22 protein-coding genes are annotated in these 25,247 nt (G+C 45.0%); all 22 read right to left on the bottom strand.

The features are described 5' to 3' along the window. Positions 1 to 4 precede the first annotated feature (4 nt). Positions 5 to 748, bottom strand: a complete 744-nt coding sequence (locus tag K6G33_RS12315; RefSeq protein ID WP_173449389.1) for a DUF4956 domain-containing protein — start codon at positions 746 to 748, stop codon at positions 5 to 7. Between the two features lie 5 nt (positions 749 to 753). Next, on the bottom strand, positions 754 to 1,599 hold the full coding sequence (locus tag K6G33_RS12310; protein ID WP_367270504.1) for a polyphosphate polymerase domain-containing protein: 846 nt from the start codon (positions 1,597 to 1,599) through the stop codon (positions 754 to 756). A 389-nt stretch (positions 1,600 to 1,988) separates the two neighbouring features. Continuing rightward, positions 1,989 to 2,765: an AraC family transcriptional regulator gene (locus tag K6G33_RS12305; protein ID WP_296779920.1), complete on the bottom strand. Its 777-nt coding sequence runs from the start codon at positions 2,763 to 2,765 to the stop codon at positions 1,989 to 1,991. Between the two features lie 4 nt (positions 2,766 to 2,769). Then, positions 2,770 to 3,288, bottom strand: coding sequence for a DNA-3-methyladenine glycosylase (locus K6G33_RS12300; protein ID WP_296779918.1), 519 nt, complete (start codon positions 3,286 to 3,288; stop codon positions 2,770 to 2,772). A 2-nt stretch (positions 3,289 to 3,290) separates the two neighbouring features. Continuing rightward, a complete protein-coding gene (locus K6G33_RS12295) occupies positions 3,291 to 5,042 on the bottom strand; it encodes an NFACT RNA binding domain-containing protein (RefSeq protein ID WP_296779915.1) in 1,752 nt (583 codons plus the stop codon). A 110-nt stretch (positions 5,043 to 5,152) separates the two neighbouring features. Then, a complete protein-coding gene (locus tag K6G33_RS12290; RefSeq protein ID WP_296779912.1) occupies positions 5,153 to 5,971 on the bottom strand; it encodes a putative RNA methyltransferase in 819 nt (272 codons plus the stop codon). A gap of 9 nt (positions 5,972 to 5,980) precedes the next feature. Then, positions 5,981 to 7,429 (bottom strand): Nif3-like dinuclear metal center hexameric protein, encoded by a 1,449-nt coding sequence (locus K6G33_RS12285; RefSeq protein WP_296779908.1) that lies wholly within the window; start codon positions 7,427 to 7,429, stop codon positions 5,981 to 5,983. Between the two features lie 98 nt (positions 7,430 to 7,527). Next, entirely contained in the window at positions 7,528 to 7,803 is a 276-nt protein-coding gene (locus K6G33_RS12280; protein WP_028521131.1) for a zinc-ribbon domain containing protein, read from the bottom strand. A 97-nt stretch (positions 7,804 to 7,900) separates the two neighbouring features. Continuing rightward, the gene (locus K6G33_RS12275; RefSeq protein ID WP_296779905.1) at positions 7,901 to 8,470 is read right to left on the bottom strand and encodes a sigma-70 family RNA polymerase sigma factor; all 570 of its coding nucleotides are present in this window, start codon (positions 8,468 to 8,470) and stop codon (positions 7,901 to 7,903) included. Between the two features lie 110 nt (positions 8,471 to 8,580). Further along, positions 8,581 to 10,035, bottom strand: coding sequence for a hypothetical protein (locus tag K6G33_RS12270; RefSeq protein WP_296779902.1), 1,455 nt, complete (start codon positions 10,033 to 10,035; stop codon positions 8,581 to 8,583). 453 nt (positions 10,036 to 10,488) lie between these two features. After that, entirely contained in the window at positions 10,489 to 11,625 is a 1,137-nt protein-coding gene (gene ftsZ / locus K6G33_RS12265) for a cell division protein FtsZ (protein WP_296779900.1), read from the bottom strand. Positions 11,626 to 11,811: 186 nt separating this feature from the next. Further along, positions 11,812 to 12,873 (bottom strand): FtsQ-type POTRA domain-containing protein, encoded by a 1,062-nt coding sequence (locus tag K6G33_RS12260; RefSeq protein ID WP_296779897.1) that lies wholly within the window; start codon positions 12,871 to 12,873, stop codon positions 11,812 to 11,814. Between the two features lie 22 nt (positions 12,874 to 12,895). Next, positions 12,896 to 14,155: a UDP-N-acetylglucosamine 1-carboxyvinyltransferase gene (murA, locus tag K6G33_RS12255; protein WP_296779894.1), complete on the bottom strand. Its 1,260-nt coding sequence runs from the start codon at positions 14,153 to 14,155 to the stop codon at positions 12,896 to 12,898. A gap of 52 nt (positions 14,156 to 14,207) precedes the next feature. Next, positions 14,208 to 15,101, bottom strand: a complete 894-nt coding sequence (locus K6G33_RS12250) for an alpha/beta hydrolase (RefSeq protein WP_296779892.1) — start codon at positions 15,099 to 15,101, stop codon at positions 14,208 to 14,210. Between the two features lie 5 nt (positions 15,102 to 15,106). Next, positions 15,107 to 15,898, bottom strand: coding sequence for an HNH endonuclease (locus K6G33_RS12245; protein ID WP_296779890.1), 792 nt, complete (start codon positions 15,896 to 15,898; stop codon positions 15,107 to 15,109). A 148-nt stretch (positions 15,899 to 16,046) separates the two neighbouring features. After that, positions 16,047 to 17,177 (bottom strand): undecaprenyldiphospho-muramoylpentapeptide beta-N-acetylglucosaminyltransferase, encoded by a 1,131-nt coding sequence (gene murG, locus K6G33_RS12240; RefSeq protein WP_296779889.1) that lies wholly within the window; start codon positions 17,175 to 17,177, stop codon positions 16,047 to 16,049. 2 nt (positions 17,178 to 17,179) lie between these two features. Next, positions 17,180 to 18,457, bottom strand: coding sequence for an FtsW/RodA/SpoVE family cell cycle protein (locus tag K6G33_RS12235; RefSeq protein WP_296779887.1), 1,278 nt, complete (start codon positions 18,455 to 18,457; stop codon positions 17,180 to 17,182). A gap of 35 nt (positions 18,458 to 18,492) precedes the next feature. Then, positions 18,493 to 19,530 carry a phospho-N-acetylmuramoyl-pentapeptide-transferase gene (mraY, locus tag K6G33_RS12230; protein ID WP_296779885.1) on the bottom strand — a complete coding sequence of 346 codons (1,038 nt, stop codon included), beginning with the start codon at positions 19,528 to 19,530 and terminating at the stop codon, positions 18,493 to 18,495. A gap of 23 nt (positions 19,531 to 19,553) precedes the next feature. Next, a complete protein-coding gene (locus K6G33_RS12225; protein ID WP_296779882.1) occupies positions 19,554 to 20,993 on the bottom strand; it encodes a UDP-N-acetylmuramoyl-L-alanyl-D-glutamate--2,6-diaminopimelate ligase in 1,440 nt (479 codons plus the stop codon). Between the two features lie 36 nt (positions 20,994 to 21,029). Next, positions 21,030 to 23,456, bottom strand: a complete 2,427-nt coding sequence (locus tag K6G33_RS12220) for a penicillin-binding transpeptidase domain-containing protein (protein WP_296779880.1) — start codon at positions 23,454 to 23,456, stop codon at positions 21,030 to 21,032. 319 nt (positions 23,457 to 23,775) lie between these two features. Further along, on the bottom strand, positions 23,776 to 24,279 hold the full coding sequence (locus K6G33_RS12215) for a hypothetical protein (RefSeq protein WP_296779877.1): 504 nt from the start codon (positions 24,277 to 24,279) through the stop codon (positions 23,776 to 23,778). Further along, positions 24,272 to 25,213 carry a 16S rRNA (cytosine(1402)-N(4))-methyltransferase RsmH gene (gene rsmH / locus K6G33_RS12210; RefSeq protein ID WP_296779875.1) on the bottom strand — a complete coding sequence of 314 codons (942 nt, stop codon included), beginning with the start codon at positions 25,211 to 25,213 and terminating at the stop codon, positions 24,272 to 24,274. Before rsmH ends, K6G33_RS12215 begins: the two co-directional genes overlap by 8 nt. Between the last annotated feature and the right edge of the window lie 34 nt (positions 25,214 to 25,247).

The raw sequence follows: 25,247 nt of genomic DNA, 5'->3' as shown, positions 1-25,247 counted from the left end.
CTTTTTAGTTTTCATAGATCTTGTCATCATACTTGAAGAAAACAAGATTGATTGTCATATTGCCGTTGAGGGCACGGAGTTCGTCAACGAACTTCTTCTGGTCAACATTTTCGAGTACATCTACGCTGTAGATAAGCTCGAAAAGTGTACCGAAATTTGTAGTCTTTACTCTTCTGAGCTTGTGGAATGTTGTATACTTGCTGAGAACAGGCTCAAATACGCCCTGATAATCGAGGTTCTCGGGAATAGCGATCTTGAGAGTCATGTGTCTCTTCTTGCAGCCGCCGAAATCTGTCTCGCTGAGAACGAACAGTACGATTCCAAGGATAATGAAGAATACGATCGCAAATCCGATATAACCGATTCCGCATGCAACACCTGCTGCCATTGCAAAGAATATGTAAGCTATATCCTTAGGATCGCCCGCGACGCTTCTGAATCGAACCAGAGTAAATGCACCTGCAAGGCTCAGTGCTCCTGCTGTTGTATTTATGAGCAGAAGAATGAGCGAAACAATTGTCGGAAGCATAATCATAGTCATAACATAGCTCTGGGAATATCCCTCTTTTCTATGTGTTCCGATGTAGATAAGGCTGATAAGGAAGCCGATAACGAGCGCAGCTCCTACACAAAGGAAGAACTCGCCTGCCTTGATAGTATCAATGATACCGCCGCTGCTGTTTACTACCGAGTCACTCGACTCATAATACTTGGACAGCACATTACCAAAAAAACCATGTTCAAACATAAAAATCAAACGCTCCTGTTCATTAAGATGTTATTATTGACCATTGATATGCCGGATATGTATATCTTTCTGTTGCCGGCATTCTGTGCGCCTTCGATCTGGCTTCTTACGAAATTCTGATAAGCTCTTCCGTACTTTGAGAAGCTGGTCTTATAGATCTTCAGCTCTGAAAGCTTTCTGACAAGCCAGTCAGGAATAGCATTTGAGACCTTTACTTCCATAAGGCGCTGATCTTCATTGATGATATTATTGCCGTAGCTATCGTAATTCAGACCGAGGTCATAACGGCGTTCTGTGATCTTGCGGTCAAAAGTTAGTCTGAAATCATTATCGTTCTTACCGAAGAAAGCTTCTCTCTGGTAGCTGATATACTGCTTTGGAGAGATCGGATAGCTGTCGAGGAACACATCAAGCTCTCTGAATACCTGTTCGGTTATGTACTTGGTAAATTCAGGCTTTGAGCGGTCTGCGAAATACGCATCAGACTCAGCGAGGGTCATAGACACACGCCTTTTTGTAACGATTCCGCCGATTTTCTTTTTGATCTCAAGGAAAACCGTATCATCAGGATTTGCAGGTGAGTAATAACTGCGAAGTCTGATCTTTTCCTTGTAGTAAGGCTTGGAAAGAGACTCCCTGATAAGGTAATCGTCCGGGGTATCATAATATATGTTATATATGCCGTACTCTTTACCGCCTATACAGAATTTATCAGGATTCATATACTCAGATATGACCTCCATCAATCCGTGATACTGATCCATATTAAGGAGGAATTTGATCTCTTTGCGAGCGAATGTATTTATTGCCATTATTATCTTCGCAGCAGCGCCTAACTGCCCGAAGCTCACACTCCTTTCGTATCATTTGAGAACATTATAGTTCTCTTTCCTTAAAATAGTCTTAAGAATGACTAAAATTCACCAAATATTCAACTGTCTGTCACTTAGAATGGCAAGCATTGAATTTTCGCCTATTTTACGTTGTTTTTCCTTTATCCTCAGACCGTTTTTATTTATCGGTAAAATAAAATGATACAAAAAAAAATACACTTTTTCATGGATTTATACCATTTTTTCACTCAAATAATGTACATTTTGTAGTTTTTCATAAAAATATCACACACATTTCGCAATAATTGCACATTTGTTAGCAATAAATGAGTATTTGCCTTGTTTTCGGGGGTTTGAAAAGTATTTTAATGAGCAGTAGTTACATCTTGGAGCCGTATGCCTTTACATCAGCCCTGCTTTCTGTATTTTGTCGGAGTAACTCCCACTATCTTTTTGAACTGCCGCATAAAGTGCTCCTCGTTGTCGTAACCGCACATAGCAGCGACCTGCGATACCGTGCAGCCTGTCTCGCTGAGGATCTCCTTAGCTTTTTCTATTTTTCCGCTGATGACATCAGCGATACACGACACATCAAAGGTCTCGCGGTATAGATGCTGGAAATATGACCGCGACATATTCACATATGCAGCCATAGTGTCCACATTCCATTTCATCTGCGGATTACGGTAAATTTTCTCCCGCAGCTCCAACAGCAGACCGTAGTGGGGTTCTGCTGCCTGTGACGACATTGTCTCGCGCAAACCTGTTTCACTAATTTTCACAAGAAGTATCCGCATATAACTGTCAAGCATTTTTGTTCTGCGGCTGCCGAGAGAGTAATACTCCGCAGCAATATTCCGCATAAGCTCGCTGATAAACGCTGTATCGGCAAAGCATACAGGTCTGTCAGGCTCTATATCCGCAAGTTCGAGAAACTCTTTTTCCGCATCAGCCTCAAAGCATATCCAGTCACAGACGATCGGCGTATCGTCCGCAAAAAGCTCCATGACCACTTTTCCCGACCACAGAAAGACCGTATCGGGAGAGAGCTTCATGACCGCACCGTTTACGCTTATACAGCATCTGCTTTTCGTGAGAATGAGCATATACTCACCGACCGCCTCACAGTGCAGCCTGTAGTCTCTGTCATATATTGAATTGCAGCCGATGCAGCGTATGTTCATATAATCACTCCCCGTCGTCGATAAAGCGCCATTCAACGTCCTTCCAGTACTCCCCCGCATAGTCTATGCCAACTCTCGGGGCACGTCTGATCTTCGGACGGTATCCGTCGTCCTCGAACCATACCTCCTCATTGCCGCTAAGTGACCGTCCGTTGAAGCTTCCGTCTATCTTCATATTCTTTGTAAGCTTCGCAGGTCCGTCAAAGCGTTTTCCTGCACGGAGAAGAAGTCCCTGCGGCTGGTCAGGTTCGCCTGTTATCACATTCATGAGCCAGTGCATACCGTAGCAAAGATACACATATATTACGCCACTCTCACCGTAAAGCAGCTCTGTGCGTTTAGTTCTGCCCTTTGCAGCATGGCAGCCCTTGTCTTCCTCACCGCGGTAAGCTTCGGTCTCAGCAATGCGTTCCCGCAGCTCAGTTCCGTCCGCAAGCCGATGCACAAGTATCTTTCCCACAAGATCGGGAGCAGCTTCGAGCACATCACGATGAAAAAATTCCGCATCAAGCCTTTTATTCATATTCACACCCTCAGACTCTGTTCGAGCTCGCTGTCAGGCTTCACGAATGCTGTCTTGTAATTTGTGAAAATGACCTTTCCCGGCTTTGCACCTACGGGCTTCTTGACAAATTTTGCAAGGCAGTAATCAACAGGAACCAGACCAGAATTTCTTCCGCTGCTGTTGACTGCCGCAATTACAGCAGCCTCCTCGATCGTCTTATCGGGCGGCATTTCGCCGTCTGTAAGTATCAGCACATGAGACCCTGTAATCAGCTGCGTATGCAGCCATATATCTGACTTTTCCGCAAATTTCAGGCTGAGCTGGTCGTTCTGCTTATTGTTTCGTCCCACAAGTATCGTAAAGCCGTCGCTGGACTTGTACTCGACAGGCGGAAGAGCCTTCGGCGGCTTGGCTTTTCCGCCTGCATAGCGGACATAGCCCTGCTCACGCAGTTCAAGTCTGAGCTGAATTATATCATTCTCGGAACCTGCTCTTGTAAGCGAATCGAATACGCTTTCGAGGTATTGCAGCTCCTCCTCGCCCTTCTTTATCTGTACAGCAAGCTTTTCCTCAGCCGTTACCGATTTTTTGTACTCATTATAATAATGCTGAGCATTCTGAGCAGGTGTCTTTCTCACATCGAGCTTGATCGTCATCTGCGGACAGTTCTCGTCGTAGAAGTTTTCAACCACAGCCGAGCTGTCCCCCTTACGGATACGGTACATATTTGCAGAGATAAGGTCGCCGCAAAGCTTAGCGTATTCCTTGTCCGCACAGGCATCGAGCTCCTCACGCTGAGCAGCAATACGCCTTGAAGTACGGTCGGTCAGGTTCATGAGCAGCTTGAACAGGTCGTTAGCTCTCTGCTTTGTACGGGCAGCGCGGTCACGCTCCGCATAGAAATAATCAAGAAGCTCCGAAGCACTACCCAGCTCTTTTGTATACATAAGTGTTCCGAACTGAGACAAACGAACGAAGGAAAAGTCTTTCAGCTGTCCCTCCTTGTCGCTGACCGCTGAAAAGCAGCACTCACCGTTCAGGAGCTGCTCACGGGTGCGCTTTATCGTAAAGAGCAGCCTGTCCAGCTGATCGCCGCCAATGGTATCGCTTTCAAGGTGTACTCCCCTGCCCGCAAAAAAGGTCCACTCACGGGCGAGTATCGGGGATATGCCCTCGAATATACGTATGAGAGCCTTAGAAAGCTCCTTCGGATCGGTGCTGCGAAGTCTTGAAACGATCTCGTCAGGCTCAGCAGTAAGGAAATTAAGCCTGTCATCTCTCGGTGGGAGAGTATATTTCATTCCCGGAAGCACCATTCGTTCACGGGACATCTCCTCGTCAACGCGCTTGATGCTGTCGATGACCTTGCCCTCGTCACTGATAATGATGAGATTTGAACAGCGTCCCATTATCTCACAGGCAAGAGTTACGGTAACGACGTCCCCGAGCTCATTCACACACTCAAAATCGAGGAAAAGTATCCTTTCGAGACCGTCCTGCCTTATATTGATAAGCTTTCCGCTGCCAAGACGTTTTCTGAGCAGCATACAGAACATAGGCGGTGTCTGGGGATTATCAACGCTGTTTTCGGTTATATGCACCCTCGCACTGCCTGCATTAGCGGAAATATAGAGCTTTTTGCTGCCGCTGCGTGTACGAATGGAGATGATTATCTCCTCACGGGAGGGCTGGTGTATCTTTTCGACCCTGCCGCCGATAAGCGGCATCAATTCGCTTTTTACTGCGTATAAAAAAGCTCCGTCAAGAGCCATAAAATCATTCCTTTGCTAAAAAAATATCAAAAAGTGCCGATCAATGTGAACTCCGCGGAGCATGAGAAATATTCATATTAATTATAGCACAGATCGCACAAAAACTCCAATCAGATATTGCGGTATACAAGCAGTTCAAAATCCGCTTTTGTGCGAAGGCTGCACAGCTTCGAGAACTTCTCCTGCTGTTCGCGTCCTGTCCTATAATAATATGGTGTCATCGAAAACAGAGCATTTATATCTTCATGAGAATCGAGCTCCATAGTATACGAAATTTTCTTTGCTTCGATGAACTCAAAGCCTTCCAGCTCATACGGCTTGACCTCATTTTTGTAAGGTGTATCATATATCGCCTGTTTCAGCTCCCACAGATGCTCGGCGGACGGTATCGCCATAATCATTATACCGCCCTTTTTCAGCACTCTGCTGTATTCCTCGCCGCAGTACGGTGCAAAAAGTGTTACGAGCATATCGCACGAAGAATCGGCAACAGGCAGGTGGAACACACTTGCAACGGCGAATTCTCCGCCTTTGCAGCGCTTAGCTGAATACTCAACTGCTGCTTTTGATATGTCTGCTCCGCAGACCTCAGCAGCAATATTGAGCTCATTGAGCTTGTCAATTATTGCGGAGGTATAGTATCCCTCACCGCAGCCCGCATCAATAATGACCGAGCCGTTCAGATTCTCGGCAACAGCCTCGCATAAGGCATCACAAAGCGGCGAATAATAGCCTTTGTTTAGGAAATTTCTCCTTGCCTGCACCATAAGCTTATTGTCGCCGTGAACAGCCTTGCCTATATGCTTGGACAGCAGAAGATTCACATAACCGCTCTTTGCCCTGTCAAAGCTGTGCCCCTTTTCGCAGACATATGAATTTCCTGACAGTTCCAGTTTTTTTCCGCACACAGGACATATGAATATACTCATTTTCTCACCTCAGACATATTCACAGGGATCGACAGAAGACTCCGCGATCTCTACATCGAGCTGTGGGAATTTTTCTTCAAGAACGCGGCGAAGCTCAGGCAATACGATATTTTCGGTATGGAAGTGACCGCAGTCCAGCAGAGCGATACCGAGATTATTCGCATCTATCCAGACATCATGCTTCACGTCGCCTGTAATCAGAGCGTCGCAGCCCTTTTCAGCCGCAAGTCTCAGCATAGAGCCGCCCGAGCCAGAACAGAAAGCTATCCTTGATACCTTGTTTCTGCGCTTACTCATGCGGATATACTCGCAGCCGAATATGTTTTTGAGAACCTTTGCAAGCTCAGCAGGCAATATCGGCTCTGAAAGCTCAATTATCCAGCCCAGACCGTTTCCGCCGCCAAGCTCCTCAAAGGGCTCGGGATCGCCTGAAAGTTCCAGCTTCTCGGAAAGCTTTTCAAGGATAACGCCGTTAGTTCCGCCGTTTGCGATATCAAGATTTGTGTGCATACAAACAGCTGCGATACCACACTCGATGAGCCTGAAAACAGGATCGTTTCTTGTTATCCTCTTTCGCGGCTCGAAGATGACGGGGTGGTGGGAGATAATGAGCTCTGCCCCTTTTTCAAAGGCTTCGTTTACGACTTTATTCGTAATATCAAGTGAGAGCAGCACTTTACTGCACTTCATATCAAAGCTTTCGACCAGAAGTCCCGAATTGTCCCATTTTTCCTGCAAACCGAAGGGATAAATGCTGTCGAGGAAGCTGAAAATATCCGATATCTCCGCAATAGCAGCACCGTTCTCCATTTTTTTTGCCAGAGCTGCATAGTGCTGAGAACCGTTTATATTGCCTGCATTTTTCAGCGAATCGCTTATCTTTTCAAGTCTCGACTTTTCGCGGCTGCGATATTTTTTTCCGACCTCATCATTATCATCAAAAAAGCCGTACAGCGAATCGCACTCCGTAAGCTGCTTCCAATCATCTGACCTTTCCGCAGTGATTATAACATATATTTTATCCTTGTCCTCTACGGCATATTCGCCTGTTATTTCATACTGATATTCATAGAGCTTTTTCCTCAAAAGCTCCACTTTGGTCATGGGCTGTAGTATGAACCTGGCGTTTTCGGGCTTTTCGACAGAAGAATTTCCAATTATCTCGGCAATAGTCTCGCCGCCCATGCCTGCGATAACGATATCTGTAACGCCTTCAAGCGGTACATTATCCAGACCGTCGGAGAGCACCAGCTCAACGCTGTCCTGTACGCCATACTTTTCAACGGTACTGCGGGCAGAATCAAGAGGACCCTCCTTCACATCGGAGGCTATCACCTTCTGACATTTTCCGCTTTGTATCAGATCAGCAGCGAGATACGCATGATCTGTTCCAACATCAACGGCTATACCCTCACCGCTTACGAGCTCTGCAACTTTCTTTAGTCTGTTATCAAGCATTTCTGCACCTCATCTATAACAAAATAGCGCACCGCATAGCAGTACGCATAAACAAAACCAAGCACAGCCGTACTTCGACTGTGCTTTAGTCTCATTAATTATGCCTCATTCATCTTAGCAAAGCAATCGCTGCAATAAACAGCTCTTCCTTCCTTCGGCTCGAAAGGAACCTTTGCTTCGCCGCCGCATGATGCGCAAACAGCTGTGTACATTACACGCTCAGCCTTGCCTGCGTTTTTTCTTGCATCACGACATGATTTGCATCTCTGGGGCTCATTTACGAAGCCTTTCTCTGCATAAAATTCCTGTTCGCCTGCGGAGAAAATAAACTCCTGTCCGCACTCCTTGCAAACTAATGTCTTGTCTTCGTACATCTTATATACCTCGCTTAATTTTTTTTGACCACGGTTGGACTCCCACCCACATCTTTGTAAAACAACGCTCTTATGGCTTGAGCTACACGGTCATATTTCAATTCGTGTCATGCATTATAGTACGTATTTTTCTTCTTGCACGCTGCATCGCATTATCGACCGATTTCTCGGTCATACCGAGCTTCTCGGCAGTTTTCTTGTAACTGAGACCCTGTACGCAGTGTGTCAGAACATTTAACTCAGTTAATGACAAAACTGAGCAGATATCTTTCCAGAGCTCGGAAAAAAATTCCTTATAAAAGTAAATGCTTTCAGGAGTCTCCTCCACGGACAGTACATCAGCAGCCTCTTCATCGTCGATCCTTTCTCCGAAAGAAGTTGATTTAGCCGACCTTTTGGTAAGCGTCCTCATACGATTGACGATACAAACCTCAGCAAAGGTCGAAAACTTAACTCCTTTTTTCACATCAAAGGCTTCGATAGCTTTCAGAAGGCTTATCATGCCCTCCTGGTGGAGGTCATCACTGTCAGTATCAGAATTTGCATAAATTTCCGATTTAATAAAAACAAGTCTGGAATAGCGTGATATCAGAATCGCAGCAGCTGTTTTATCATTTTTTCCAAGTACAGCAAGCTCCTCATCTGTTTTGCTGTTCAGTTCATTCAAATTGAAATCCAAATCAAGCAAGTCATCCACCCAAAAATCTGCATTGTCATAAATTTTTTACTGTTCTCCCCTCGGACTGCACCGAAGGGAGAACATCTCATATCCTTTGATTATTCAGAACCCTTAGCAGCTTCTTCCTCAGCAGCCTTTAAGAGCTCAGCCATATCTGTATTGAAGTTAGCAACGCTCTTATTTCCCTGCTGAGCAGGCTTATTCTGCTGGTTCTGATTATTAGCCTGAGGCTTATTGTTGTTATTATTATTGTTGTTATTCTTGTTATTGTTGAAACCGCCGACATTTGCGAAAGGATCAGAAGGTGATATCTTTGCAGATGAGAGTTCGGTAATATCAGCTCTTGGAGCCTTTGAAGGTGTGAACTCAGCCTTTGGAGGTTCGCTCTTCTTTATATTGTTATCTGACTTAGCAACATCAACAGTCTTGCGTGCCTCACCGATTATACTCTGAGCTTCGCTCATTCTGCTTGAACACTGACCTGTAAGGTTATTGAGAACAGAAGAGATATCAGCAAACTTGCTGTTTACGCTCTCAATCTCAGTAAGGAGCATCTCGCGTACTGTCTTGGACATTGCATTTACCTTATCAGCGTGAGTATTAGCCTCGTTGATAGTATTTCTTGCAGTATCATTAGCTTCCTTTATGCAAGCCTCAGCAGCGGCATTAGCAACTGCAACAGCCTTTTCAGCCTCAATATTTGCATCGTCGAGGAGCTTAGCAGCCTTATCGTTTGCTTCCTTTGTAACAGCTTCAGCATCAAGCTTAGCCTGATTCTTGATCTGGTTAACGTTCTTCTGAGCCTCAGCGAACATTGCGCCCATCTGAGCGATAGGATCAGTAGATTCTTCCTTAGCCTTCTTGAGCTGTTCGTTAAGTGACTTGATCTCCTCGTCCTTCTTAGCAATATCAGCGATCTTGCTTTCCTTTTCAGCTATTTCCTTTTTCTTAGCAGCGAGCTCTTCCGAGATCTTAGTGATCTCCTGCTTGAGCTTAGCGATCTCGCCGTTGTCGTTATTTCCAACACCAGCAACAGCAGCAGCGCCTGCGGAAGCAGCCTTAGCCTCGGCAGCCTTCAGGCGGCTTCTGAGATCCTCGATCTCCTTTTTAGCAGCCTCAAGAGCAGCTGTAGTCTGAGCGTTAGGCTGTGGAGCAGCGGTGTTTTTCTGTTCAGCAGCTTTAAGCTGTTCTTTAAGTGTTTCGATCTCTTTCTTAGCAGCTTCAAGAGCAGCGACAGAAGTTGCATTTGCCTGTGCTCCGCCGGCAGCCTTTAACTGAGCAATAGTTTTCTGAAGTTCCTCATTTTCCTTCTTAGCAGCTCTGAGAGCGTTATTAGAGGTATTGAGCTTCTCCTGAAGGTTCTCGACCTGACTTTTATACTTATTGACTTCCTGTGAGTCATTAGATCCGTTTTCTTTTAAAGATTTATTTTCTTCCTCAAGGGTGACAAGCTTTGAATTGAGCTCATCAAGGTAAGTGATAACATCTTCCTTGACAAAGCCTTTTTGACCAATTTTTGTCTCTCTCAAAAGGGTGTTTGTTGAATCGCTCATGGTACTCTCCATTCCCCTCGGTGGAACCGAGGTAAAAAATTAAGGAACAAGAACCCGTATCGCGCCCGTATGTGAAGGAACGAATTTGTAACTTTGCATATATTTAAGCCTTCACAGTCCGCGATTACAGGTTCTGCCGATTTGCCTTATATAGATTATAACATATTGAATATATTATTTCAACTACTCAAATGTAGAAAATTTGAACTGATTTTAGTGCAATTTACTATAAAATAACGTTTAAATATACTTGAAGTACAAGAAGTGGTTAATCTCTTTACTAAAAACAGTAATTTCAATATATTTAATCACACTCTTGAAATATACAATCAATTTACAATATATTTTTTTCATATATCATTTAAAAAAGTATGATGTGCATACGCCGACGACATTGAAAAAATGTACGCGCAACAAAAAAGCGGTCCATTCGGACCGCTATATGCTTATTTATTAGTTGCCAAGCATCTTGAAGATATCATCAAGATCATAATCCTGACTTGAAGAAGGCTGTGCAGGTCTCTGTGGAGCGCTTCCGCCGAAGCCAAGACCGTCGATAAGAGGATTGTCTATCGGGATAACGTCCTCTTCATGAGCTTCTTCAGCAGCTGCTGCATCTGATACGATATCGTCATCGTCAAATCCTGCTGCAATAACAGTGATAGTCATCTCGTCCTGCATATCTTCCTTGAATGCTGTACCGAAGATGAACTCAACGCCCTCAGCAGCAGTATCTGTGATCATCTTTGTAGCTGCATCAACATCAGATGAAAGGATATCCTCAGACATTGCGATATTGATGAGGAGTCTCTTAGCGCCTGAGATAGATGTTTCAAGAAGCGGGCTGGAGATAACAGCATTTGCAGCATCTCTTGCCTTATCCTTACCTGTACCGTGACCGATAGCCATGTGAGCATAGCCTGCATCCTTCATGATAGTAGATACGTCTGCGAAGTCGAGGTTTATGTAACCTTCCTCAACGATCAGATCAGAAATGCTCTTTACACCTGTCTTGAGAACGTCATCAGCAAGTGCGAATGACTGTATCATTGTAAGCGGCTTGTCAAGACCTACGAGAAGCCTCTCATTAGGGATAACAATAAGGGAGTCAACATACTTTCTGAGTTCAGCGATACCTTTCTCAGCCTGAGCCATTTTCTGCTCTCTCTCAAAGAGGAAAGGCTTAGTAACAACAGCAACAGTAAGAATATCCATTTCCTTAGCTATCTTAGCAACTACAGGAGCAGCACCTGTACCTGTTCCGCCGCCCATACCTGCTGTAATGAAGATCATATCAGCACCCTTGAGGTGTGTCTCGATCTCGTCGCGGTTCTCCTCAGCGCTGCGCTGACCGACCTCAGGTCTGTTGCCTGCGCCTCTGCCCTTTGTGAGCTTAGCACCGATCGGTATCCTTGTTGTAGCCTTTGATTTATTAAGAGCCTTTGCGTCTGTATTTATTGCGATATACTCTATATTATTGACACCCGAATCCACCATGCAGTTTACAGCGTTTCCGCCGCCGCCGCCAACACCAATAACCTTTATATTAACATCGGGTTCGAGTGTTTCCTCATAATTGAAATCTGACATTTGAACTCCTCCTACTGTTTATTATCCTTATAAATCATCTAAATTTATATATTAACCTATAAATACACTTTATATTTTAGCATACTGATGCATTTTTTTCAAGTGCAAATAAAACATTTTTTATTTTCAGCGAATTAAACAATAATGAGCAGTAGCAACTATATGATTTGTACATTTTTAATTTTGTCACCACTGCGGATATGAGCCGTCATCATAGCTGTTTTGTCCGCTATAATCGGCGTTTCCGCTGTTGTCCTGCCACTGGCTGCCGTCGTCGTAGTTATCGTATGCATTATTTGAATCATTATACGCATTCGCTTCCGTTGTTGTCGTGTCCTCACGCTTATTTGCGCGGTCAAAAATTGCTTCCTGATCGGGATTCTGCTCGCCCTTGGCGATAGGGTTGCCGTTAGCATCGGTAAGGGGCTGAGTTGTTGTTTCAGTCTTACCTGCTGTAATAACAGGTCCGTCGGTCATTCTGAAGCTGCACTGATTCGATCCGATCATTCTGAGATAGCCTTTCTTACCCTTGACGTAGTCCTCATTCATTACTGTCTCGGCAAGATTGAGCTTGTATTCCACATCGCTCCAGTTGCCCATTTTGAAGATGATGCCATTCTTGTAATTGACTATAATGGAATGTTCATCGCTCATATCAACTGTTGAGATCTTGTCGTCGTTTTTTGATGACAGAGTGCTTATTATAGCCTGAAACGCCTCATTCTTATGGGTATTCAGCGACTCGATAGTTTTTCCTGCCGAAGTATCTGCGGGATCAAAGCCATATATAATAGGAAGGCCGTCGGTAATGAATCCGTTGTCCGCAAGGATCTTACCTTTTTTGCTTACGAGAAGAGTTCCCTCTCCGTAATTGACGTTGAATGCGGGGATACAGCGGCTAACAGTTATTTCAAGTGATGACGGAAAATCTCTGTCCACCTTTGCTGTCTCAACATATAAGAGCTCATCGAGGATACGCTGTTCGCTCTTTTTTGCATCGAGCCGCAGCAGATTATCCCCCTCTTTTATGCCTGAAGCCGTAACTATCTCCTCAGCCGAGTACATATCCGATTCTCCCGAAACACGTATCTCGTTGATATTGAACAGGAATGTATAGCTTATTGTAATACCTGCGGTCAGAACAAGAAGTATAACAACGAGTCCGTATACATTCATCATTCTTTTGCGCCGTCTTATCCTTTTACGGCTGTTCAGCCTTTCGACATTTGTTTTTTCGACATCTTTCATATTTACTCCAAATCCTTCTGCCTCAGACGCGGCGCATTTCACCGCCGAGAAGTCTTACGGCATACTCCATTTTTTCATAGCCCCTGTCGATATGACATATTCGGGTAATTTCGGAAGCTCCCTCTGCACTCAGTGCAGCGATGACCATTGCGGCACCGCCTCTCAGGTCAGTTGCCTGAACATTTGCTCCGTGAAGCTTTTCTCTGCCCTTTACAACAGCTACTTTTCCAAGCACCTGAATATCGGCTCCCATTTTTATGAGAGCATCGGCATGACGGTAACGGCAGTCAAAGATATTCTCCTCGAAAATGCTCGTTCCGTCAGCGGCAGCAAGTGCTGCCATAAGTACAGCCTGTGCATCTGTCGGGAATCCCGGGTGAGGCATAGTCCTTATCCTTTCCCTGACAGCCTTCAGCCGCGAACCGCTTCGCAGGTATATCCTGTTGTCAGACATATAAATACTGCACCCCGTCTGCTCAAGCACTGATAAGAACGGCTCGGTTTCGGGGACGCAGGCATTTGTAAGTATGATCTCACCTTTTGCGGCTGCCACCATCGAGAGATATGTTGCCGCAACGATCCTGTCGGACATTATTTTATATTCACAGCCGTGAAGCTGTTTTTTTCCTTTTATAACTATGCGGCTTTCTCCGTCGCCTTTTATCTCAGCTCCGCACTTCCTGAGAAATCCACACAGATCGCATATCTCAGGCTCACGGGCAGCATTATTTATGACGGTCTCGCCGTCGGCAGTTACCGCACAGAGAATGATATTCTCTGTCGCCCCCACAGACGGGAAAGCAAGTGATATCTTTGCGCCTTTCGCCCTGCCTGATGCGATCCTGCAAATGATCCTGCCGCCGCTCTCGTGGATATCGACCCCCATTTTTCCAAGAGCCGCAAGATGCATATCAATTGGGCGTGGTCCGAGCTCACACCCTCCAGGGACGCTGACCACGCACTCGCCTGCCCTTCCGAGCATAGCTCCCATAAAGATAATGGAAGAGCGCATTTCACGCATAAGCTGCTCTGATATCTCTGTTTTTTCGATCACAGCTGAATCAATTACCGCTGTATTTCCCGAAAAAGAACATTTGCAGCCCACGCAGTTAAGGATCCGCGCCGCTGCATAAACATCGGTCAGCTGAGGACAGCTGTGCAGCGTACTTTCGCCGCAGCTAAGCAGTGTTGCCGCCATTATAGGCAGCGAACTGTTTTTGCTGCCCTGAAGCGGAAGCTCACCTCTCAGACTTTTACCGCCCTCTATTATAAATTTCTGCATTATACCACCCCACAGCATTTTTATGTATTGTATGCCGTGGAAGGTATATATGTTACTGCACACCTATGTCGTGTGCTTCAAGGAATTTATCGAAAGTTTCCGACATTTCATCGGGAATAAAAGCATACATCATATGCCCCTTATCGGACAGATGGACCTCTCCGCCGCATTTTTCGGCATAGTCCAGTCCTGCCTGCCGCCATGATATTTTTTTGCTCATTCCCTTCATATCGCTTATAAAAAAGCAGCACGGACACTTCAAAGCACCTGTTTCGACTGCTTTTCTCGCATTATAGGTCATCTGCCGCGATTCCTCAACGAATTCGCGGTTTGCGATATTCTGATAGAAAAGGCTGCGGTAGAGTTTTTTTTCGTCATCTGTCAGTGCATTTCCTGTGAGCAGTCCCGAGACATTCTCGGCTTTATTTCTCACAAGTCTTGCAATAATGCCGTCTTTAGCCACCCGTTTCAAGAATCTGTGATATCTTTCAAGCAGCTTGTCACGCTTATCATCAGGAACTTCATCTGCCTGTAACAGCGCATAATCTGGAATTCCCATATCCATGCTCAGCAGAGCTTTCACCTCATTGGGGTAAGTATTCGCCCAGTACACAGCTTCAAGTCCCGAATATGAATGTGCAGCGAGCACATACGGAGGCTCAATGCCAGCTCTCCTCAGCGCTTCCCTGTCATCTCCGACGAGATTTTCGATAGTACGCGGAGTTGTCATATTGTCGCTGAATCCGTACCCTGCTTTTTCAATGACAGCTATGCGGTACTTTTGCGACATTCTGCGATATACAGGCTTATATTCAAGTATAGGAGAAGTTACCCCGTTGCCTGACATAAAAACAATGGTAACACTTCCGCTACCCTCAGTATATACGTTAAGAGCGCCGCTGTCAAGCATTATTTTGTTTGTAAATGTTTTTTTAAAATTAGTCATGTTATTTATTTTTTATCAAAAAACTTAGCTCTGTGGAATGCTAAGAACGGTTTCATTGATTCATCAACTTCTATGCGTGTATTTTTTGAGATATTGAACAAATGAGGAGAATTCTTTTTCAGCTTCTCAGAAATAAGTATCTTTCCGTCGTCGTCAAAAGAAATCAAGAACTTGTCGAAAAGCTTGTCGTGATTCGGACACAGCAGCAGACCGTTACACGATGAGAGCTTTTCGTTGCAATCACTGTCCGCCCAAGGCTTGATATGGCTCGCCATTAACACTTCCGTCATATTAATCCCACATGGACATATACAGCATTTTCCGTCGTATTTTCGTATAAGCTGCCGCCTGAAAGCTTCCTGATTTCTGCGGTACTTGCCAAGATGCTCTACATCTTCGCCTGTAAGTCTGTTCTCGTCAAGATTATTCAGTTCTTCTTCGCTTTTCTGAGAGACAAATCTGAGATATCTTTCATGTTTATCTATATACTCCAAAACTCGTTCAACAAAAATTCTATCTCTGTCATCTGTCGGATAGTAAACGTATCTCCATTTTACTCCCCAATACTCGCGCTGTTCTAAAGGAATGAGAACAGCCTCTCTTGAAACGATATTGTATGTACTATAAACTCTCCCTGTATCCTCGGATAGAGTCTGAATATTTTCATAAACTCTTGCGTGTTTATACCAGCCTGCAATTTTTCCGTGTGCAAACCATACAACAAGAACATCATCTGCATAAGAATCCATCTTATACCTGTTATAGATATTTGAAAAACGAATTGCTATATTCAACATCTTCGCCTTTCCGGGGGCTACTGCATATCCATAATACGTCCCATTTAAACAAGTGAAATTATTTATCTCTTCGCCGATATTTGCTTCTTTTTCCTACACTCCATTATAAAAAGAGTACTCCTTGATATTACAGAACAAAATATCCATATTATTTTGCTTTTTTCAACAGCTTTTCAATTACAGCAAGTATTCTTTCGTTGGTATCGGTAAGGTGAAGCTTTGCAGCGCTTTCCGACATTGCCTTTATCTTTGGCTGATCGCCGTAGAGCTTTTCAATCTCGGCTATCATGCGATCATTGGTAACATCTTTCTGCTCGATGACTACAGCTGCCCCTGCATTTCCAAGCACCATAGCATTGTGGTACTGATGGTTTCCTGCAACGATCGGCGATGGGATAAGTATGGAAGCCTTTCCTGCCGCTTCAAGCTCTGCAAGAGTTGAAGCTCCCGAACGGCATATAACGAGGTCTGCTGCTGCAAGACAAACGTCCATATCATTTATGTACTCGGTGATACGAAGTCTGTCTGATTTGAGCGGTATACCTGCTTCCTGCATAGCCTGCGGGAAAGTATCCTTGCCCATTCCGCCGTAGCCGTGGATATGATTTATGTTGAGTCCCTTGCCGACGTGCCACTTTATGACCTCGGTCATGGTCTCGTTTATACAGCCTGCACCCAGACTGCCGCCGAACGAAAGTATAGTGAAGCTGTCATCGAAGCCCAGCTTCTTACGTGCTTCCTCTCGGCTCATAGTATTGATATTGCTTCTTACGGGGAGACCTGTAACGCTGTACTCGAACTTGCTCTTGTCCATAAATTTCAGCGCTTCCTTAACCGTGAGCATAACATAGTCCACTTCTTTTGAAAGCAGCTTATTCGTTACGCCGGGGTACGCATTCTGCTCATGGATAGCCGTAGGTATTCCCATTCTTGCAGCCTTTCTGATAACGGGACCTGCTGCATATCCGCCTGTACCGATAGCGATATCGGGTTTGAAGTTCTCAATAATCTGCGCAGCTCTCCTGCCTGATGTGACAAGATAAGCGACAGCCTTTGCGTTTCTTCCGATATTCTCAAGAGAGATCTTTCTCTGAAAGCCTGCGACCTTGATAGTTTCAAGCTTATATCCTGCTTTCGGCACAAGTTTTGCCTCCATGCCCTTTGGAGTTCCTGCAAAAAGGAACTCTGTATCGGGATATTTTTTCTTGATAATATCTGCTATCGCAAGACCTGGGTTGATATGTCCGCCTGTTCCGCCGCAGGCAATGAGTACTCTCATACTTATGCTCCTTTTGGCTCAGCTTCATTTATCTGCTTCTGCCTTTTCTTCTTTTGGATCTTGGGCTTTTCATCAGGATAATACCTGTGCTGTGAGATATTCAACATTATGCCCATTTCTGCAAGCTGCATTATAAGTGCAGTACCGCCGTAGCTGAAAAACGGCAGACTGATACCGGTATTAGGTATCAGATTGCTGACAACGGCAAGGTTAAGAACTGTCTGTATGCCTATCTGTGTAGTGATACCAACAGCGATGAGCATACCGAAACGATCCTTGCAGCGTACAGCTATAGAATAACCTTCCACAACGAGAAGGAAGAATACAATAATTATCGCCAGTGCTCCCACATAGCCAAGCTCCTCGCAAACTATAGGGAAAACGAAGTCGTTCTTTGTCTCAGGGAGATAGAGATACTTCTGACGTGAGTTTCCGAGACCGAGACCGAAAAGTCCGCCCGAACCAATAGCGATGAGTGAGTTTGCAGTCTGCCATGTATCGCCCAGCTTATCAGCGAACGGATTATCCCATGACTTTATACGCACACTTACGTAACTTCCGGGAATCTGCGCCTGCCACGAGACATACGCTATCGCAAGACCGATCGCACTTGCGCCCAGTGCAATGAAATGTTTCCTGTTGACACCGCCGCAGAGCATCATTGCAACCGCTATGGTGCCGATAAGCATGATACCTGAAATGTGCCTTTCAAGCGCTATGAGCAGCACATACAAGCCCATGATGCAGGCATATTTCACAACACCTGTCATAAAGGTATCCATTTTCTTTCCGTCGCGCTCCATGCTGTAGGCAAAGAATATGATAAGTGCCAGCTTTGCCACCTCAGAAGGCTGAAGGTTGAGCGGGCCTATGTCTATCCAGCGGCGAGCTCCCATAGAACCGCCCTCATCGTTACCGATAAGAAGAACGGCTATAAGCAGCACAGCTCCTATGATATAAAACAGGCTTGCAATATTCAGTTTTTTCAGCATAGGTATTTTCAGGTTCTTGAAATTGTGATAATCCAGTCTCATGAAAAAAATCATAGCGATGAAGCCGATAACAGCATTCTTCGCCTGATTCTTAGCATAGTACAGTCCGTCACCGCCGTGCTCACTGTATGCCCACGCATAGCTTGCCGAGGACATCATAACGATACCGACTACAAGCAGTATCATTACATAAGCAAAGAATGACAGACTTATATCTCCGCGTCTGCCTCCGGAAACCACGTTTCTGAATACAGGACGCTTTTTATTTTCAGTATTGCTTGCAGCCATTTTTCCTCCTTATGGTCTGACTTAATGTATCTTCATCAGAATGCCAGCAGTGTAATTATTCCCAGAACTCCGAAAATAATGCCGCAGAGCGAAAAAGTTATCACTATTTTGTACTCACTGAATCCGCTCATTTCAAAATGGTGGTGGATAGGAGTCATCTTGAATATACGTCTGCCCTCTCCGTACTTCTTCTTTGTATACTTGAAGTAGCTTACCTGTATAACAACGGAGAGTGCCTCGATGATGTAAACAAGAGCAACAAGTATCATAAGCAGATGCTTATGAAGAATAAGACTGATAGCTGTAACAGAAGCGCCGAGGAACATAGAACCCGTATCGCCCATGAAGCATTTTGCAGGGTTGAGGTTCCACAGGAGGAAGCCAAGGCAGCCTCCTGCCAGTGCCATGGTATAGCAGGTCATCTCATTCTGTTTGAGTATCGAGCAGCATACTGTGAATATCAGCATAGCCACAAATGTTACCGAACCGCACAGACCATCAACTCCGTCTGTGAGATTAACCGCATTTGTAAGGTATATTATCACAAGCATCATAAGGATATAGTAGAATATCCCCAGGGAAGGCGTACTCCAGAAACCTAAGTCGATTTTTGTTGACTTATCTCCAAAGTATCTTATCGCAAAGAGGAACCCTCCGCCGCATATTACCTGTATGGCTATTTTCTGCCACGGTGTAAGACCGTCATTTTTCTTCTGGGCAACCTTTTTATAGTCATCAATAAATCCGAGGAATCCGAATGAAGCGGCAAATATTATACAGCTGAGAAGGCGGTAGAACATCTTGAAGCTTTCGCTGTCAGTGGTATCTATCCCTGTTTTCCACCTGTATATCCAGTATCCTGCAATAGCGGTTATGATCGTTGAGATTATGAACATGAAGCCGCCCATTGTGGGAGTTCCCTGTTTTTTGGCGTGCCACTTAGGGCCGTCCTCAGTCTTGATAGGCTGACCGAATTTTATCTTATGCAGGAACGGTACAAGGAATATACCCGAAACTCCTGCTATCACGAATGAAAGAAGTGCTGTGACAAGATTAATTACCCAGAAAGACATTTTAATATAACAACTCCAGTTTTTTATTTATCGAGCAATTTAAGACCATCGGCAACCACTTCGCGCTCATCGAAGTGGATATGCTCCATGCCGGCAAGTATCTGATAATCCTCATGTCCCTTGCCCGCAAGTACTATTATATCACCTTTCTCAGCAATTTTCAAGGCATGATATATAGCTTCTCTTCTGTCGGTTACAACATCATAGTTGACCTGCTGTCCTTCAAGACCCGCAAGAATGTCCCTGATAATGGCATCGGGGTCTTCATTTCGCGGATTATCCGAGGTAACGATGAGCTTATCGGCATATTTTGCTGCTGCTCTTGCCATTTTCGGGCGCTTTGCAGCATCGCGGTTTCCGCCGCAGCCGAAAAGGCAGATCAGGTCATTTTCCGTATACTCCTTAACGCTGCGAAGAATATTCTCAATTGCATCGGGAGTATGAGCATAGTCACAGATAACGGTAAAATCTCTGCCTGTCGGAATGACTTCACATCTTCCCTTCACGCCGTTGTACTCTTCAACAGCGGGGATAATATTGTCGATACTAAGACCTGCTTCAAGGCAGGCTGCTATTGCAGCCGTTATATTCGAGACATTGAACAGTCCCGGCATTCTCACCTTGATAAGGTGAGACTTATCACCGCTGCAGAACCAGAAGCTGGAACCTGTTGACTTTATCTTTATGCCGTCTGCATAAAAATCCGCATTTTCCCTGACGCTGAAGCTGAGCTTTTTACAGTCAACTTCACCGTAAAGTCTTCTGCCGTAGTCATCATCTGCATTGATAATTGCCGTATCACAGATATCGAACAGCATCTTCTTTGCCTGATAGTATTCCTCCATATCCTTGTGATAGTCGAGGTGATCCTGAGTAAGGTTAGTGAACACCGCAATATCGAAATATGAAGCGCCTATCCTGTACTGGCACAGTCCGAAGGAGGATACCTCCATTACCACATACTCGCAGCCTGCATCAGCCATTTTTGCGAGAAGCTGCATGAAGTCGTAAGCCATAGGTGTGGTATTATCGGTATGGACGACCTCATTGCCGATCTCATTCTGTATAGTTCCCACAAGACCTGTCTTGTGACCGTTCTTCATGAGGATATGCTTTATAACATTAGTAATGGTAGTCTTACCGTTAGTACCTGTAACGCCTATCATTTTCAGTTTGCGTTCGGGGTGTCCGAACCATGCGGAGCATATCTGTCCGTAGAGCTTTCTTGAATTGTCTGTGATTATCTGGCGGTCTCCCAGTCCGAGGTCACGCTCGCACACGACCGCTGCCGCACCCTTTTCGAGCATTTCCGCAGCTGCGGTATGACCGTCAAAGCTTCCGCCCTTTACGCAGACAAAGAGGCTGCCCTCAGTCACCTTGCGCGTATCATCGGTCACGGAGCTTATTTCAATATCACCAATTGCAGTAACGGCGTTATTTTCTATAAGATCGCGTAATTTCATTTTTGTCTGCCTCCTGTCTTTATATTTAAAAGTATATCAGTCGTTGAACAATTGCAGCTGGAACTCAAATTCAATAGTCGTACCCTTTGGCACCATAGTTCCGGGAGCTATGCTCTGGCTCTTGACGTAAGCGTCTTCCTGCCCTGTTATTGCAGTTTTGACCAGATAATTCAGCTCATATTCATATATCGCCTGATCCAGCGCAGCCGGCGAGTAGTATGAGAAATCAGGAACAGATACCATTTCTGAAGTATTGCCCTTCTCTGTATACAAGTATACCATTCCGTCCTTGGAGATATACTTACCTGTCTGCGGCGACTGTTCAATTACCTCAATTCCGCTGCCCTTAACAATGATGTTCTCTTCAAGCACACCCTTTTCCATGAGCTGTCTTTTTGCTTCATCTATTGATGCGCCCTTTATGAGAGGCACCTTTATATCGAGGTTTTCAAGCTCCTTCTCGTTATACTCAGGGCTCTTGTCCAGGTACTGGAGCACATCTGTGAGTATATCCTTCGCACAAGGAACTGCAACGAAGCTTCCGTAATAACGGTCAGGTCTGTTGTCAGGCATATCACCAAGCACAAGGAGTATCAGTTCGGGATCATCCGCAGGTGTAAAGCAGATGTATGACGCACCGTATTCCATTGTATTTGCGTCTTCCTTGTTATTTGCGGAATCAGAGTTGTTCAGCTCACTGAGTCGCTGAGATGTACCCGATTTGCCGCCTATTGCATAACCCTTGAGGTTGACATTTCCATTAGGATTCTTTTCAACGACTTCGTGAAGAGCATTGCGCATCTTAGCCGATGTATCTTCTGAAATAACCTGTCGTCTTACTGTGCGCTCATTTTTGAGGACGATATTTCCGTCGCTGTCGACCACCTTGCTGACAACATAAGGCTGAAGAAGATATCCGCCGTTGATAACAGCGCTGCAAGCTGTTATAAGCTCTATCGGGGTAACAGTTTCACACTGTCCGAAAGAAGCCTCGGCAAGGTCTATGTGGTTCATAGCAGGTATGCCGTTAGTTTCTTTGAGCGGAGGAAGTATTCCGTTTCCTTCATAAGGAAGGTCTATACCCGTAGCCTCTTCAAAGCCGAAAGCATCGAAATAGTAGTGGAACTTATTTATGCCGAGGGCATTTCCCATTGCCATGAATGACGGGTTGCACGAATCGGTGAGTGCTTTCTGGAATGACTCTATACCATGACCTCCAAGCTCATGACAGTTGATCCTGAGGGTATCATTACCGTTCGGGAGCAACTCAAAACCGTTACAGCAGTACGAGAATGTGTCTATGTCGATAGCTTTTTCCTCAATAGCAGAAGCAGCTGTGATTATCTTGAATACCGAACCGGGTTCGTAACGCTCGCTTATGCACTTGTTTCGGCGCTGACGCTCAATAGCTTCGGGAAGATACTTTTTTATGTCCTGTTCAGTCGGATTGTCTATCTCCTTCTCGGTGAATACCTTCTTGAGCAGCATATCACTTGAAAGCTCTGATGGTTCATTGATATCGAAGCTCGGATAGGTAGCCATTCCGAGAACAGCACCTGTTTTAGGGTTCATAAGTACAGCACAAGCACGGTTCTTGATACCGTGATCCTGTATCATTTCCTGAAGATGTTTTTCGAGGATATACTGTATCTCTCTGTCAATAGTCAGATATACATCTGAGCCGTCCTTAGGCTCGAAGGTCTTCGAGTACCTGTAAGGCAGCTCCTTACCTGTTGAATCCTTGGCGGAAACAGTTCTGCCGTCAATACCCGCAAGGTACTTATCATAATATGACTCAACACCATAAGCAACATTGGCATCGTCTGTCGTAAATCCTATGACAGAAGCTGCAAGCTCCTTCTGAGGATAGTAGCGCTTGGTGTCCTCCTCGACGTTTACAGCAACTATACCTGCATCGAGGAAGTAATCCACTATCTCATCTGCGATGGGCTTTTCGACCTTATCCTGAAGGACGACGTACTGACTGTCCTGCTCGAAGGCTCTTTTCACCTTATCGGCAGATACACCCAGCTTTGAAGCGAGGTAATTGGCAGCTTCTTCCTTGAACGCATCTGATGATGCAGGCAGAACGCCTTTTTCGTTGCCGTCCTCGTCATACGACGGGGTATATGTACCGTTCGCCTTGTCGAGGTTGCGCTTGTCGATGAGCTTCTGCATACTTTCAAGGCTCTCGTTGAAGTTTTTCGGATCGACAAACACCTTATACACAGTGGCGCTCTTTGCAAGAGTAACGCCATTAGCGTCATATATAGCACCTCTGTGAGCTGAAAGGCTTATCGAACCAAAGTGCTGATCGTTTGCCATATCCTGATATTTTTTGTTATCAAGTACAGATATCTTAAAAAAGTTACCTGCAACAGCCGCAAACAATGCGCTGAAAGCAGCTGTCATAACAACTTTCGTCCTGAATCGCATTGCCTTTGACGGATTTGTATTTATCACTGCGAAATTCTTCCTCTCCGCGAAATTCTCTATAAAATAAAAAGGCAGGGTTTTCATGTGCCCCGCCTTTGAACATCTTTTATTTCTTTTTGGGATGTCCTTTTGTTTTGATACGACGAAGGATTTATCGCTATTCAAGCGTGGAAAGCCGTTCCCGAGCTTTATTAACGCCCAAAGCTCGGGGAACGTCATTCCGATATTCCGATCACCCGCTGTATCTCCGTGTTCTACATATAACTTCGGCTTTATATATATTTTTTGTTTGCCGATAGTGTTCGTTAATTATACAGGCAGTCCATGTAATATATTTATATTGGTACTACCCTCTGAAATATTCCACACAGCTGTCAAAAAAGGATTTTATTTTCGCTATCATACCTTTTTTCTGTTTTGGAATTGTTACGACATCGCCTGTCTGTATCTTGATGTATGTTATCTGTGTTGAATCTATCTTTTCCATTCCAAGCACATTTTCCGCATATTCTTCTATATTCTTAGCGGACATTTTACTGTCAAGTTCAGACTGGAGTCTTACATTTTCGGCTGCGGCGCTTGATAGCTTATCATTCATAGCGGAAACCTTGTTATACATTGTATTCCGCTTATCAAGCGAATAAATAACCGAGCCAAGCAGTGCGGCTGCAAGCATAGATATGAAAACGATCATTAATATTGAACCGCTTCGCGCTTCATTTCTTCTCACTTCTATCTCATGCTCCTGCTCAGTTCCTTTATGCGAACTGCCGTCGATAGCGGTTGTCTCGTCCGTATCGACATCGTCGTAGCTTTCGTCATTATAATAGCGTACAGTGTTTTCAGCCATTGCTTTCCGCACTCCTTTCTATTATTCTGAGCTTAGCGCTTCTGCTTCTGTTGTTTCTTTCGAGTTCCTGTTCTTTAGCCTCTAACGGCTTTCTATTTACAAGTTTTCCCTGCGGTTTACGACCGCATACACATTGTGGGAAATCCGGTGGACATATACAGCCCTTGCACCACTCGGCAAACTTTTGTTTAACGAGTCTGTCCTCAAGGGAATGAAAGGTAATAACTGCAAGCCGTCCGCCTGCCCTCAGGCTGTAAAAAGCATCTTCAAGTCCTTTTGAAAGGTGCTCAAACTCACCGTTTACGGCGATTCTGATTGCCTGAAAGGTCTTTTTACAAGGGTTTTTTTCACGTCGCGCCTTCTGAGGAACGCTTTCTCTTATGATATCGGCAAGCTGCAAGGTTGTCTCTATGGGAGCAATTTCTCTTGCTCTGATGATATTCGACGCTATCCTGCGGGAGAATTTTTCTTCTCCGTACTCGAATATGATCCTTGTGAGCTCCTGCTCGGAATAGGTATTGACTACATCAGCAGCGCTCATTCCCTCCTTGCTCATACGCATATCGAGAGGAGCGTCGGTATGATACGAGAAGCCTCTGCTTCCCTCATCAAGCTGAAACGACGAAACGCCAAGATCCATGAGGATACCGTCGGCATAGTCGATATCAAGTTCATCGAGAACCGCTCTTATCTCCGAATAGTTCCTGTGGAACACTCGTGCGTTGCTGTACTTTGACAGCCTTTCGGTAGCGACCGCGACAGCGTCGGGGTCTCTGTCAAGAGCGATGAGCCTGCCATTTTCGTTTAATCTGGCAGCGATAGCAGAGGAATGACCTGCGCCACCTGCGGTACCGTCAACGTAGACACCGTCAGGACGAATGGCAAGTCCTTCTATACATTCCTCAAGCATAACAGGTATATGGCTGAATTCCATTATTAAATACTCTCCTTAGTTCCGATAGATATCG

Origin of the sequence: Ruminococcus sp., assembly GCF_024691275.1 — a bacterium.
Taxonomy (GTDB): Bacteria; Bacillota; Clostridia; order Oscillospirales; family Ruminococcaceae; genus Ruminococcus.
Note: the sequence above shows the minus strand (reverse complement) of the source record. Positions and strands in the feature narration are given on the sequence as shown.